This window comes from Selenomonas dianae, from assembly GCF_030644225.1.
Classification (GTDB): domain Bacteria; phylum Bacillota; class Negativicutes; order Selenomonadales; family Selenomonadaceae; genus Centipeda; species Centipeda dianae.
In genome coordinates this window covers 1,557,619-1,570,065 of the sequence record NZ_CP128650.1, presented here as the reverse complement: position 1 = coordinate 1,570,065, position 12,447 = coordinate 1,557,619, and the positions used below count along the sequence as shown (strand labels likewise).

14 protein-coding genes and 1 tRNA gene are annotated in these 12,447 nt (G+C 57.1%); 13 read left to right on the top strand and 2 right to left on the bottom strand.

All coding sequences use genetic code 11. From position 1 onward, the window contains the following. Positions 1-99: 99 nt before the first annotated feature. The 9 genes from QU667_RS07740 to upp all read left to right on the top strand — a co-directional run bounded on the left by QU667_RS07740 (position 100) and on the right by upp (position 8,285). Positions 100-1,131: a sirohydrochlorin cobaltochelatase gene (locus QU667_RS07740; RefSeq protein ID WP_304986633.1), complete on the top strand. Its 1,032-nt coding sequence runs from the start codon at positions 100-102 to the stop codon at positions 1,129-1,131. A gap of 159 nt (positions 1,132-1,290) precedes the next feature. Continuing rightward, positions 1,291-2,277 (top strand): Gfo/Idh/MocA family protein, encoded by a 987-nt coding sequence (locus QU667_RS07735; protein ID WP_304986632.1) that lies wholly within the window; start codon positions 1,291-1,293, stop codon positions 2,275-2,277. A 5-nt stretch (positions 2,278-2,282) separates the two neighbouring features. Beyond that, positions 2,283-3,170: an ABC transporter ATP-binding protein gene (locus QU667_RS07730; protein WP_304986631.1), complete on the top strand. Its 888-nt coding sequence runs from the start codon at positions 2,283-2,285 to the stop codon at positions 3,168-3,170. Then, positions 3,170-3,907, top strand: coding sequence for an ABC transporter permease (locus QU667_RS07725; protein WP_304986630.1), 738 nt, complete (start codon positions 3,170-3,172; stop codon positions 3,905-3,907). The genes QU667_RS07730 and QU667_RS07725 overlap by 1 nt, the downstream gene beginning before the upstream one ends. A 265-nt stretch (positions 3,908-4,172) precedes the next feature. Then, on the top strand, positions 4,173-4,985 hold the full coding sequence (locus QU667_RS07720; RefSeq protein WP_304986629.1) for a metal ABC transporter ATP-binding protein: 813 nt from the start codon (positions 4,173-4,175) through the stop codon (positions 4,983-4,985). Beyond that, on the top strand, positions 4,976-5,818 hold the full coding sequence (locus QU667_RS07715) for a metal ABC transporter permease (protein ID WP_304986628.1): 843 nt from the start codon (positions 4,976-4,978) through the stop codon (positions 5,816-5,818). The genes QU667_RS07720 and QU667_RS07715 overlap by 10 nt, the downstream gene beginning before the upstream one ends. 70 nt (positions 5,819-5,888) lie before the next feature. Next, a complete protein-coding gene (gene rpiB / locus QU667_RS07710; protein ID WP_304986627.1) occupies positions 5,889-6,341 on the top strand; it encodes a ribose 5-phosphate isomerase B in 453 nt (150 codons plus the stop codon). Between the two features lie 10 nt (positions 6,342-6,351). Then, complete coding sequence (glyA, locus tag QU667_RS07705; RefSeq protein ID WP_304986626.1) at positions 6,352-7,599, top strand: serine hydroxymethyltransferase; 1,248 nt, start codon at positions 6,352-6,354, stop codon at positions 7,597-7,599. A gap of 29 nt (positions 7,600-7,628) precedes the next feature. Further along, positions 7,629-8,285: a uracil phosphoribosyltransferase gene (gene upp, locus QU667_RS07700; RefSeq protein ID WP_304986625.1), complete on the top strand. Its 657-nt coding sequence runs from the start codon at positions 7,629-7,631 to the stop codon at positions 8,283-8,285. Between the two features lie 60 nt (positions 8,286-8,345). Here the strand turns inward: upp and QU667_RS07695 are convergent. Beyond that, positions 8,346-8,434, bottom strand: a tRNA-Ser gene (locus tag QU667_RS07695). A gap of 26 nt (positions 8,435-8,460) precedes the next feature. Continuing rightward, positions 8,461-9,804 (bottom strand): branched-chain amino acid transport system II carrier protein, encoded by a 1,344-nt coding sequence (gene brnQ, locus QU667_RS07690; protein ID WP_304988431.1) that lies wholly within the window; start codon positions 9,802-9,804, stop codon positions 8,461-8,463. Positions 9,805-9,942: 138 nt separating this feature from the next. Between brnQ and murI the strand changes: the two genes are divergently transcribed. From murI to QU667_RS07670, 4 genes are read left to right on the top strand one after another with little or no spacing between them, the layout of a single operon-like run. After that, positions 9,943-10,731, top strand: coding sequence for a glutamate racemase (gene murI, locus QU667_RS07685; protein WP_304986624.1), 789 nt, complete (start codon positions 9,943-9,945; stop codon positions 10,729-10,731). Between the two features lie 15 nt (positions 10,732-10,746). Beyond that, positions 10,747-11,181 carry an acyl-CoA thioesterase gene (locus QU667_RS07680; RefSeq protein ID WP_304986623.1) on the top strand — a complete coding sequence of 145 codons (435 nt, stop codon included), beginning with the start codon at positions 10,747-10,749 and terminating at the stop codon, positions 11,179-11,181. Continuing rightward, complete coding sequence (locus QU667_RS07675; RefSeq protein WP_304986622.1) at positions 11,171-11,743, top strand: hypothetical protein; 573 nt, start codon at positions 11,171-11,173, stop codon at positions 11,741-11,743. The genes QU667_RS07680 and QU667_RS07675 overlap by 11 nt, the downstream gene beginning before the upstream one ends. Continuing rightward, a complete protein-coding gene (locus QU667_RS07670) occupies positions 11,736-12,398 on the top strand; it encodes a Rossmann-fold NAD(P)-binding domain-containing protein (protein ID WP_304986621.1) in 663 nt (220 codons plus the stop codon). The genes QU667_RS07675 and QU667_RS07670 overlap by 8 nt, the downstream gene beginning before the upstream one ends. Positions 12,399-12,447 lie beyond the last annotated feature (49 nt).

The window sequence follows — 12,447 nt, the reverse complement described above, 5'->3', positions numbered from 1 at the left end:
GACCTGCGAGCGACAGGAAGGGGATTCGTGAAGATGATTCACGAGGCTTTCTTGCTCCTGCAGGAAAGCCTTTCTTTATATTTTTTGGGAGGAATTCGGATGAAGAATTGGAAGAAAATGCTGGTTGCGTCGCTTGCCTGCTCGGCGGTCCTTGGCTTTTCCTACAGCCCGGCGGAGGCGTCGTATGAGCTCAATCCCGAGGTCAAGACGGTGACACCCGCACTCATGGAGGCATCGGAAATCGGTGTTCTGAAGTATGAGAACCCGCAGATGGCGAACTACACGAATAAGGATGCCATCGTTGTGACGAGCTTTGGCACGACGTTCAAGGAGACGCGTGAGAAGACGATCGAGGCAACGGTGGATGCAATCAAGGCGGCGCATCCGGGCGTGAAGGTTGTGACGGCGTTTACATCTCACATCATTATTGACCGCATTGCAAAGAACGAGGGCAAGAAGTACCCAACGCCCGAGGAGGCGCTCACACAGCTCAAGGCGGACGGCTACTCGCGTGTGGCGCTCGTCTCTCTCGATGTCATCCCGGGCATGGAGTACTCCTACGTCAAGGCCGTGTTCCATGAGTACAAGGAGCAGTTCAAGACGATGACCTGTGGCACGTCGCTCATGTACTGGCAGGGGCAGGAGGAGCAGCCGGATGATGTGATCGAATTCCTCCAGGCGGTCTCCAGCCAGTTCCCGAAGATGGGGAAGGATGAGGCGCTGCTCCTGATGGCGCACGGCACGCCGCACGTCTCCAACGCATACTATGCCGTCATTCAGGCGAAGCTGGACGCACTTGGGTATAAGAACGTCTATGTCTATACGGTCGAGGGGTGGCCGAGCCTCGAGGATGTCATTCCGAAGCTCAAGGCGAATAAGGTTAAGAATGTGACGCTCATGCCGATCATGATGGTTGCGGGCGATCATGCGCACAACGACATGGCAGGAAAAGATGCGGACTCGCACAAGAGTGTTCTCGAGAGCGAGGGCTACAAGGTGGATGCCTATCTCCACGGGATTGGTGAGAACAAGATGATCCGCGATATGTATGTGGAGCGTGCCGACGACGCATGGGATGCGCTGCAGGGAAATAAGGGTGCGGACGCAGATCATATCAAGATGATGAAGTAAGAGCGGTTCGTATCCGTACTTTGTGCGGTGAAGGGTTTGCTGCGGAAGTGTTTCACTTCTGCGGCAGACCCTTTTCTTTGTACGCATACCCTGCTATAATAGGGAGCAGTGTTTATAGTGTGGGGTACGGAAGTCCCGCATGACAAGGAGAACAGAGAGATGAAGATAGCGGTTGTCGGTACGGGAATGATTGCGCGGGAAGCTCTTACTGCCCTGCGTCAGGTAGAGGATGTTGAGGTCGTCGCCATCTGTGCGCGCCCGCAGAGCCGTGCAAAGGCGCAGGAACTGGCGCGGGAGTTCGATGTACCGCAGGTGGCGACGGACTACGGTGCGATGCTCGCGGCGCACGAGGCGGACTTTGTCTATCTCGGCATTGTCAACAGCGTACATTTCGACTATGCACGGCAGGCAATTGCGGCGGGTTGGCATGTCATTGTGGAGAAGCCGTTTGCTTCAACGCTTGCGGAGACAGAGGAGCTGATTGCGCGTGCGCGCGCGGCAGACTGCTATCTGTTTGAGGCGATGACTCCACTCTTTTTGCCGAATTATTTCGGCATCTTGGAGGCACTTCCGCGCCTTGGGCTCATCCGCATGGTACAGGCGAATTTCTCGCAGTACTCCAGCCGTTACGAACGCTATCTTGCACGCGATGTTGCCCCTGCGTTTGACCCTGCCCTCTCGGGCGGGGCGCTCTACGATCTGAATGTCTATAATCTCTCGCTCATTGTCGCCCTGTTCGGGCGGCCGAAGTCTGCGAACTACGGTGCAAATATCGGCTTTAACGGGATTGATACCTCGGGCATCCTGGCTCTGCGCTATGACGGTTTTGTTGCAACGGCGGCGGCGGCAAAGGACAGCTCCAGTCCGTCGTTCTTCCTGATCCAGGGGGAGGCGGGCTGGATTCGCGCCGAGGGGACACCGAACGAGCTCGCTTCCTTCACCATCGGACTGCGCGGCAGAGCGCCGGAGACGTATGCGCTGAACCGTCATGAGCACCGTATGGTGCACGAGTTCGAGACGATGCGGGATATTTTTGCACGAAAGGACTATCGAAGCGTGGAGGAGGGGCTGCAAACCACGCGCACGGTGATGGCGGTGATGGAGAAGGCACGCCTCGTGGCGGGGATCCAGTTTCGGGCGGATTGAAGACCATGGAACTCATGATGATCGAAATGGAGAATCTCGTCAAAAAATTTCCGCACACGAATGCAGCGCAGGAAAAAACGTGGAAAACGGCGGTTGCGGGGATTTCGCTTTCCGTTCGGCGCGGCGAGGTGTTCGGCCTCTTGGGCCCAAACGGTGCGGGCAAGACGACGATCATCCGTATGCTCACCATGCAGACACATCCGACGAGCGGAAAAATCCGTATCGGCGGACAGGACATCAGCGGCGATCCGTGCGTCATCAAGGAACGCATCGGTGTTGTGCCGCAGCAGGTCAATTTCGATCAGGAACTCACGGTATGGGACAATTTGGAATTGCACGCGCGTCTTTTCCATATCGGCCGTGCGGAGCGTACGGCACGGATTGGGAAACTGCTCGCAGAGATGGAGCTGACGGAGGTACGCAACGATAATGTGCGCCGTCTCTCGGGCGGGATGAAGCGGCGGCTGCTGATCGCGCGTGCCTTGATTCATCGCCCGCAGGTGCTCTTCCTCGATGAACCGACAGTGGCACTCGACCCGCAGATCCGACGGCATATCTGGGATCTTGTGCGCGAGATCGCAAAGAACGGCGTGACTGTCCTCCTCACAACGCACTATATCGAGGAGGCGGAGGCACTCTGCGATCGCGTGTCCATCATCAACAGGGGGACACTCATCGACGTGCGGACGCCGCGTGCATTCTGCGAGAATCTCGGCGCGTATGCGGTGGAGTGGGATGGGGCGGATGGACGCACCTATCGCTTTTTTCGCACGCGCGAGGAGGCACGCACTCATGCGCGTACACTTGAGGAGCAGATGCAGCGCGTTCTGCTGCGTCCGACGAATCTCGAAGATGTGTTCATCGAGCTGACGGGGCGAAAGGAGGGGCTGTGATGCTCGGCGATATATGGACGGTGTTCTGGCGCGACTGGGTTGTGCTGCGGCGCCGTCTGATCAAATATGTGCTGAGCCGCATGGTCTCGCCGCTGATGTTCCTCATCGCATTCGGCTGGGGGCTCGGGCGCAGCATTGACGTTGGCACCGGATCGTATCTGGACTTTCTCGTGCCGGGGCTGCTGGCGATGAACTCCATGAACATCAGCTTTAACAGCATTATCTCTGTTCATGCGGAGCGTGTCTACCACAGAAGTCTTGAGGAGTATCTGATCGCTCCGATCCGCCCCGATGCGTTCGTCATCGGAAAGGTGGCGGGATCTGTTCTGCGCGGGCTGATCTCTTCGGCGATCATCGTTGTGCTGAGCCGTCTTTTTGGCGCACATTTTACGATCACGCCGCTCTTTCTCCTCGTGCTTACGCTGAACTGCATGATCTTTGCGGAGATCGGATTTCTTGCGGCGATGTATACCCCATCCTATGAGGAGATGAGTCAAGTCAACCTCTATGTGCTGCTGCCGATGTCGTTCCTCTGTGGGACGTTCTTTTCGACGGCGGCACTGCCGGATGTGGTGCGCTGGTTCGTGGAGGCGCTGCCGCTGACGCATACAAGTCATCTTCTGCGCAGTCTCGGGCTGACGGGGGACTTCTCCGCGCTCTCGCTCGTGGTCGTCGTGAGCTATGCCGTGCTCGGCATCGCCGTCGGGACGTGGAAGTTCCGACGGCTGACGGATTGAACTAGACGACTATAGTCGTATAAAGTCCTGAAGGCATTATCGTTTGGTGAGGAAGCCCCACACGAACACCTCGTTACGCAAGTGATCGTGTGCTTGTACGCTTAAATACCGACGGACTTCTTAAACGCGCTTCGCTTGAACGAAAGAAATCCGTCGGGGCGTACCGCACACTTTACTCACTTGCTTCACTAGGGTTCGTTTAGGGGCATTCCTCACGACATTTCATCGTTACAATCAATTTGGCGAAACCAAGTAAAGGATCACCATGCTCAGGCATATTTTTCATCATAGAGGGGCGGCGGAGGGCTGTGCGCATTTCTGCTGTACCAAAATCGAGGACTTCGGTGTCTCGTTTGGGACGTTCGAGGTCTTTTCGCATGTAAACCTCCATTTTCACTGCGGGGAGATGACGGCGATTATCGGCCCGAACGGTGCGGGAAAGAGTACGCTGCTGCGTGCGATCCTCGGCGAGATTCCCCATACGGGGCATCTGCGCTTCGTTGATGCGGATGATCGGCGTATGCGTCCTGTCATCGGCTGTGTGCCGCAGTATCTGCGGCTGGATGTGAGTGCGCCGACCACGGTGCAGGATCTCTTTATGGCGTGCCTGTCCGCGCGCCCCGTTTGGCTCTTTCCCGTACGCGGTTTGCGCGCCCGTATCGTGGAAAACCTAGCCCGCGTGCGTGCGGAGCATCTGATCGACCGCCGTCTCGGTGCACTCTCGGGCGGGGAGCTGCAGCGCGTCCTGCTCGCGCTCGCGCTCGACCCCATGCCGAACCTCCTGCTTCTCGACGAGCCGGTTTCAGGTGTCGATCAAAGCGGGCTTGCACGTTTTTATGAGATTGTCGGACAGCTGCGTGCACAGGAGGATCTTGCCATTCTCCTCATCTCCCATGATCTCGGTATGGTGGCGCGTCATGCGGATAAGGTCGTACTGATGAATCATGGAATTGCGGCGGCGGGAACCCCGCATGAGGTCTTTGCCGACCCACAGATGGAGCATCTCTTTGGCATTTTGCCGGATCTGCGCCATCTCAAAGCGCGGGCGGAAGCAGACGGGGGAGAGGCATGGAACTGATCTACAACGTGCTTGACACGCTTCTGCCGTTTGCGTGGATGGAGTACACATTCATGAAGAATGCGCTTCTTGCCATCCTTCTGATGACACCTCTTTTTGGACTGCTCTCGACGATGGTCGTTTCAAGCCGTATGGCGTTCTTCTCGGACTCGCTCGGACATGGGGCGTTCACGGGCATTGCCATCGGGGCGCTTGTTGGCGCGTTTGCGCCGCTTACCTCACTCATCATCTTCTCCGTTCTGTTCGCCCTGCTCATCACATGGATCAAGCACCGTACGGCGGCCTCGGCGGATACGGTGATCGGGGTTTTCTCCTCGACGGCAATCGCCGTCGGGCTTATGATTATGAGCCACGGCGGAGGATTCTCAAAGTTCTCGCCGCTCCTCATCGGCGATATTCTGAGCATTACACCGGTCGATCTCGGCGGCTTGCTGGCGGTGGATACGCTCGTCCTCCTCGGGTGGGTGCTCCTCTTTAATCGGCTGCTCCTGCTTTCGGTCAATCCGTCGCTCGCACGCAGCCGCGGTGTCTCTGTCATTGCCGTTGAATCCATGTTTGCCGCACTGCTTGCCGTGGTGGTAGCTGTGAGCATCCAGTGGGTCGGCATTCTCATCATCAACGCGCTGCTCGTCCTGCCGGGAGCTGCCGCACGCAATCTTGCACGGAGCGTCAAGGAGTATCATCTTTTTGCGGTGATGATCGCACTATTTTCAGGGATGATTGGGCTTTTTTCGGCGTATTATCTCGGCATTGCCGCAGGAGCGGCAATCGTGGCATCGGCAGCCGTAATTTTCTTTTTGTCGCTTGTTGTCCGTGCGCGTTTTCAACGCTGACAGTCTGTTATTTTCGATTTTTTTATGCTAGAATGAAGATGGTATCAATGCGAAAAGGGGGACGTTCACCATGAATATTACGATTGGAAGCGACCATGGAGCGGTGGAACTCAAAGATGAGGTCAAGATGGTTCTGCATGAGTTCAGCGATGTGAAGGTGAAGGATGTCGGTACGTTCGGCAAGGAGGCTGTCGACTATCCGGACATTGCGGAGAAGGTCTGTGCCGATGTCGTTTCCGGAAAGGCGGATCGCGGCATCGTGCTCTGCGGGACGGGCATCGGTATCGCTATCGCGGCAAACAAGATTGACGGCATTCGTGCCGCGCTCTGTACGGATGTCTATTCGGCAATCCAGTCACGCAAGCACAATGATGCGAATGTGCTTGCCCTCGGCGGACGTGTGACGGGGTTTGGTCCTGCGGGGGAAATTGTGCGTGCATGGATGCGTACGGCGTTCGAGGGCGGTCGTCATGCACGCCGCGTCGAAAAGATCATGGCACTGCAGAATCGGAAAGAAGGGTAAGGAGCGTTCTATGAGCATTATGGATGCATTGGGAAAAACCGATCCGCAGGTGTATGCGGCAATCGGGCAGGAGCTGAACCGCCAGCGTACGAAGCTGGAACTCATCGCCTCGGAGAACATCGTAAGCCGTGCCGTTATGGAGGCACAGGGCAGTGTCCTCACGAACAAGTATGCGGAGGGCTATCCCGGCAAGCGGTACTACGGCGGCTGTGAGTACGTTGATGTCGTGGAACAGCTTGCCATTGACCGTGCGAAGGAGCTGTTTGGAGCAAATTGGGCGAATGTGCAGCCGCACTCGGGCGCACAGGCGAACATGGCGGTGTTCTTTGCACTCCTGCAGCCGGGCGACACGATTCTCGGGATGAATCTGACGGACGGCGGACATCTGACGCACGGCAGCCCTGTCAATATCTCGGGCACGTACTACAAGGTCATTCCCTACGGTGTGGATCGCGAGACGGAGCGCATTGACTATGATGCACTTGAGATGCTTGCCAAGGAACACAAGCCGAAGATGATTATTGCCGGTGCATCCGCATATGCGCGTACGATCGACTTCGCGCGTATCCGTGCAATTGCAGCGGCGGTCGGCGCGTACTTTATGGTGGATATGGCGCACATTGCGGGACTGGTTGCCGCAGGGCAGCACCCGAGCCCCATCCCCTATGCCGATGTTGTGACTTCGACGACGCACAAGACCCTGCGCGGTCCGCGCGGCGGCCTCATCCTCGGACGCGACGAGGAGCTGGGGAAAAAGATCAACAAGGCGGTATTTCCCGGCATCCAGGGCGGCCCTTTGATGCACGTCATTGCGGCAAAGGCGGTCGCGTTCGGTGAGGCACTCGCGCCCTCGTTCAAGGAGTACGGCGCACAGGTGGTAAGGAATGCGGCGGCACTCGCAGATGAACTGATGCAGCACGGCTGCCGCATCGTGTCGGGCGGTACGGATACGCACGTCATGCTCGTCGATTTAACCAATAAGGACATCACGGGCAAGGAGGCGCAGAACCTCCTCGACGAGGTGAACATCACGGCGAACCGCAATACGATCCCGTTCGAGCCACGCAGCCCGTTCATCACGAGCGGTATCCGTCTCGGCTCTCCCGCGCTCACAACGCGCGGATTTAACGAGGAGGATATGCGTGAGGTCGCGCGGATTATCGCGCACGTCCTCGATGCGCCGGCCGACACGGCACGTCAGGAGGAGGCGCGTCGCCGCGTCGCCGCGCTCTGTGAGAAGTATCCTCTGTACGAATAATCATTACCGAAAGAAAGGAAGCCTCTCCCATGGCTGATACATTTCATCCGTCCGATGTCCCGAGTCTCCATCTCGTCGATCATCCGCTCATTCAGCACAAGCTGACAATTATGCGCCAAAAGGAGACGGGGACGAAGGAGTTTCGTGAGCTGCTCTCGGAGATTGCAATGCTCATGGCGTACGAAATCACGCGTGATTTCCCGCTGCGCGATGTGGAGATCGAAACACCTGTCGCAGCCTGTCATGCGAAGATGCTCGCGGGCAAGAAGCTCGGCATCGTTCCGATTCTCCGCGCGGGTCTCGGGATGCTCGACGGCATCCTGACGCTTGTTCCCGCCGCGCGTGTGGGACACATCGGGCTCTACCGCGATCCGGACACGCTGAGACCGGTCGAGTACTACGCCAAGCTGCCGAGCGGCGTGGAGGATCGTACCCTCATCGTGCCCGATCCCATGCTCGCCACGGGCGGCAGTGCCTCGGCGGCACTCACCCTGCTCAAGGAGAAGGGGGCGAAGAACATCATCCTCATGTGCCTTGTTTCCGCACCCGAAGGCATCCGCCGTGTGGCTGCGGATCATCCCGATGTACCCATCTACGTCGCCGCTGTCGACACATGTCTCAACGAGCATGGCTATATCGTTCCGGGGCTTGGCGACGCGGGTGACCGCATCTTCGGAACGCTGTAAACAGCATACGCATACCAAAAAGACGACTGCGCGTGCAGTCGTCTTTTGCATTTCGACATATGGCGGAGAGGGTGGGATTCGAACCCACGGTGCGTTGCCGCATCACCGGTTTTCAAGACCGGCTCCTTAAACCGCTCGGACACCTCTCCCTAAAGCGTTGCTATTGTATCAGAAATTACGGCGTGCTGTCAAGTCTTTGCCGTGCAAGAACCATCACTCCGACGGCAAAGCCGATGAGGGAAGGCACAACCCAGCCCATCCCGATGTCTGCAAAGGGAAGTGCATCGCCGATCGTATGCACATACAGGACATCCCGTATGCCCGGCGGTAGCGCACGTACGAAGTCAACCGCCGCCGCAATGGCGGTTCCTGTGATCGTCCAGACAAAGAGCGGACGATGGTAGCCGAGAACTCCCTCGATGAGACAGAGGGCGATGATGACAATGGCGAGCGGATAGAGGAAGTAGAGTACGGGCAGAGAGTAGGCGATGATCTTGCTCAGACCGACATTCGAGATTGCAAAGGAAAAGAGGGAAAAGACGACGGCGTATTTCGGATAGGAAAGAGAGCGCGGGAACAGGTCGGAAAACGTCGTGCTGCACGCAGTGACCAGCCCGATGGCGGTTTTAAGACAGGCGCAGGTAATCGTGATGCCGAGCAGGATACCGCCGAACGCACCAAAGTAATGTGCGGCAATGTGGGCAAGCACGTCACCGCCGTTCGCGTCCAGACCGTAGATCGTCCGGCTCTGTGCGCCGACATAAGTGAGCGCAAGATAGATGAGCGCCATCAGTGCCGTGCTGAACATACCGGAGATGATCGTGCTGTAGGAGAGATCCTTTGGCTCTGACAGTCCAAGGCGTTTGATCGCATTTACGAGAATACTGCCGAACGCGAGTGCGGCGAGCACATCCATCGTATTGTAGCCTTCGAGCAGCCCTGTGAAAAAGGCGTGCTCGGCGTATGCGCCGACCGGCTCTGCATCCCATATTGTGCCCATCGGACGTACCATCGCCGTAACAATCAAAATACCGAGAAAAAGTAGAAAGAGCGGGTTGAGCACCTTGCCGATCCAGATGAGGATGCCCGAGGGACGCAGGGAGAAGTAAAGAACGAGGGCAAAGAAAAGCAGCGTAAAGAGCAGCAGTCCGAGCGTCTGCCCATCCTCCGCGAGAAAGGGGGAGGCACCGACTTGAAACGAGACAGTTGCGGTACGCGGAATCGCAAAGAGCGGCCCGATGCAGAGATAGAGCGCACAGGTAAAACCGTAGGCAAAGCGACGGCCAATTTTCATCCCGATGTCAAAGAGACTTTCGCTCGCCGTGATGCTGATCGCTGCGATTCCAAGGAGCGGAAGCCCCACCCCCGTAATGCAGAACCCGATGAGTGCGGGCAGCATCGCCGTACTCGCCTGCTGTCCCATCGAGGCGGGAAAGATGAGATTGCCCGCGCCGAATACCAGCCCGAACAGCAGGGAGGCGACGAAGATGTATTCTTGTTTTCTGAGGCGGCGTTTCATCGGCAAAGACTTCTCTCTAAAAAAGATATTATAAAAGTGTAACGAGCCGATTATAACAGGAATGGAGTGGATTTGTCAAAGCCGTAAGAACTTGCTATAATAAGAAAATGTCATTGGAGCACAGGAGGAGATGGGCATATGCGCATTGCTCTATTTGATTCGGGGATTGGTGGATTGACGGTGCTCAGTCACGCGCGGTGCGTGCTCCCGTCCGAGGAATTCCTGTTCTTTGCTGATCGTGACCATGTACCCTATGGGACGAAGTCCGTTCCTGCCGTACGTGGATTTGTACGCGCGGCATTCCACTTCCTTGTCGAGAAGCAGAAGGCAGATGCCGTTGTCGTTGCGTGCAATACGGCGACCTCAGTCGCCGTGGACGAGATGCGGCGGCTTTATGATGTACCGATTATCGGTATGGAGCCGGCGGTGAAAAAGGCACTGGAGCAGGATGCTGGGCGGCGTGTGCTCGTGACAGCGACACCCATTACGATAAACGGGGAGAAGCTGCGTCGCCTTGTTTCAGCATATGATGAGAAGAATCTTGTCGATCTTCTCGCACTGCCGCGCCTTGTGGAGTTTGCGGAACGGTGTGAGTTCGTTTCTCCGCGCGTGGAGGAGTACCTGTGGAACGCACTCACGCCCTACGATCTGCGGAACTACTCTGCCATCGTGCTTGGCTGCACCCATTTCAATTATTTCAAGGATACTCTGCGGCGGCTTCTGCCAAAGACGGTGGGCTTTGTGGATGGCAACGAGGGGACGGTCGAAGAACTGGCGCGGCGGACGGGGCTCACAACTGTTCTGCCGGGGACGCAGACGGCAGTATGCCGCTTCTTCGAGTCCGGCAGAGCAGTCGCGGGTGCGGAGTCGTTGGCGCGTATTGAGAGCTATCTTGCACGAGCTGCGTGCATGGAGGAGATTGTCTGAAGGAGGGGAGCACGTATGCCGGTTTGTGCAAAGCATCGAGTGAATTTCTACGATACGGATGCCATGGAGGTGGTGCATCACGCCAACTACATCCGTTGGTTCGAGATCGGACGTGTCGCTTATCTGCGCCGCATTGGCATTACGCTCGGTGCGCTGATGGAGGCGGGCTATGTATTCCCCATCACGAAGGTCGGGGCAGAGTTTCACGCGCCGGGACATTTCGATGACGACCTCGTGATCGAGACCACGGCGACGGCGCTCACCAAGGCGAAGATGGCGTTCTCCTACCGCATTCTGAATGCGGCGGGAACACTGCTTGTGACGGGGTTTTCGGAAAACGTGTTCACTGTGCGCGCAACGGGGCGCATCACACGTCTGCCGAAGGAGTTCTATGAGCCGCTTGCGGCGGCAATGGCACAGGAGAAAGAGGGACGGGACATTGGATATTGAATTTATATGGTGGACGTACTGGCTGTTTGCATTGCTGGTCTTTGTGGAGCTCGGAAAGAAGGCGTTTTTTGCCTTTTTCGGAGCGGAGGAGATCGTCGTCAAAAAGGAGGAAATGACGCCGTTTTCCGTGGTTGAACGCACGGAGGACAGACTCGTGATCGGTGCGACGCTACCCGTTGTGAACGAGGGGGAGCAATGCGGTGTCGTTATGGATGCGATTCTGCGCGTACAGCTGCCCTATGAGCAGTACGACGGCGCGCTGGTGCGCGGCAAGGTGGAGATGGCAAATGCGCCGCGTGAGGACGACTATTTTGAAGCGGTCGTCATTCAGAAAAATGAGCGCCTTGATTTCGTGCTCAAGCTGTCCATCGAGGGGCGCAAGGGGCGTTCTCTTACGGAGGCGATTGCCCATATGCCGGATTTTCGTATGGATTTCATCTACCAGGAAACGGGGCGTGTTCCGGCGCATTATTGCAAGGTGATTCTGAAGATCACAGCGGCAGAAATCGCCACGCTTGCGGGTGTTGCGCTCGTACAGGAAGGAGGACGAAAGAATGGCTGAGATCAAGATCCTTCCTGTTCCGACGCGGATTCTGACCGATGCAGACGACATCGTGGACGCCATCGAGTACTATGCGGGAAACAAGGTGACGGCGGATGATCTCGTCTGCTGCGCCGAGAGCGTGGTCGCCGTGACACAGGGGCGCTTTGTCCGCCCGGAGGAACTGCATATTTCCGGTATGGCAAAATTCCTGTGCCGCTTTATTCCGGACTACGGCAGTCTTGCAACGCCGCATGGGATGCAGTCCCTTATGGATGTGGAGGGGAAGTGGCGCGTCACCGCTGCGCTTTTTGCGGGATTCCTCGGAAAGCTCGTCGGCAAAAAGGGGCTGTTTTACCAGTGGGGCGGCAAGGAGGCGGCGCTCATCGACGACGTGACGGGAACGATGCCGCCGTTCGACAAGGTGGTTGTCTACGGCCCTGCCGAGCCGGATGTGGTCGCCACGCGGATTCGCGACCGTGTGGGCGCATTCGGCGGCATGATCGCAGATGTGAACGATCTGAAACGCTCGCGCGTGGTTGGTGTATCCAAAGGTGTGAACGGTGCGCTTGCGGCAAAACTCCTGCTCGACAATCCGTTTGGCAACGCCTCGCAGAAAACGCCGATCTGCATCATCAAGAACTATCGGCAGTATCAGGAGACCCATACGGCGTAACGCAAATCATCGGAGCGGGAAGTGCCTTCTTCCCGCTTTTTTGGACGAA

Excerpts from the sequence above, each read along its gene's own strand:
- QU667_RS07740 (WP_304986633.1), top strand. The coding sequence starts at position 100 with ATGAAGAATTGGAAGAAAATGCTGGTTGCGTCGCTTGCCTGCTCGGCG.
- QU667_RS07735 (WP_304986632.1), top strand. The coding sequence starts at position 1,291 with ATGAAGATAGCGGTTGTCGGTACGGGAATGATTGCGCGGGAAGCTCTT.
- QU667_RS07730 (WP_304986631.1), top strand. The coding sequence starts at position 2,283 with ATGGAACTCATGATGATCGAAATGGAGAATCTCGTCAAAAAATTTCCG.
- QU667_RS07725 (WP_304986630.1), top strand. The coding sequence starts at position 3,170 with ATGCTCGGCGATATATGGACGGTGTTCTGGCGCGACTGGGTTGTGCTG.
- QU667_RS07720 (WP_304986629.1), top strand. The coding sequence starts at position 4,173 with ATGCTCAGGCATATTTTTCATCATAGAGGGGCGGCGGAGGGCTGTGCG.
- QU667_RS07715 (WP_304986628.1), top strand. The coding sequence starts at position 4,976 with ATGGAACTGATCTACAACGTGCTTGACACGCTTCTGCCGTTTGCGTGG.
- rpiB (WP_304986627.1), top strand. The coding sequence starts at position 5,889 with ATGAATATTACGATTGGAAGCGACCATGGAGCGGTGGAACTCAAAGAT.
- glyA (WP_304986626.1), top strand. The coding sequence starts at position 6,352 with ATGAGCATTATGGATGCATTGGGAAAAACCGATCCGCAGGTGTATGCG.
- upp (WP_304986625.1), top strand. The coding sequence starts at position 7,629 with ATGGCTGATACATTTCATCCGTCCGATGTCCCGAGTCTCCATCTCGTC.
- brnQ (WP_304988431.1), bottom strand. The coding sequence starts at position 9,804 with ATGAAACGCCGCCTCAGAAAACAAGAATACATCTTCGTCGCCTCCCTG.
- murI (WP_304986624.1), top strand. The coding sequence starts at position 9,943 with ATGCGCATTGCTCTATTTGATTCGGGGATTGGTGGATTGACGGTGCTC.
- QU667_RS07680 (WP_304986623.1), top strand. The coding sequence starts at position 10,747 with ATGCCGGTTTGTGCAAAGCATCGAGTGAATTTCTACGATACGGATGCC.
- QU667_RS07670 (WP_304986621.1), top strand. The coding sequence starts at position 11,736 with ATGGCTGAGATCAAGATCCTTCCTGTTCCGACGCGGATTCTGACCGAT.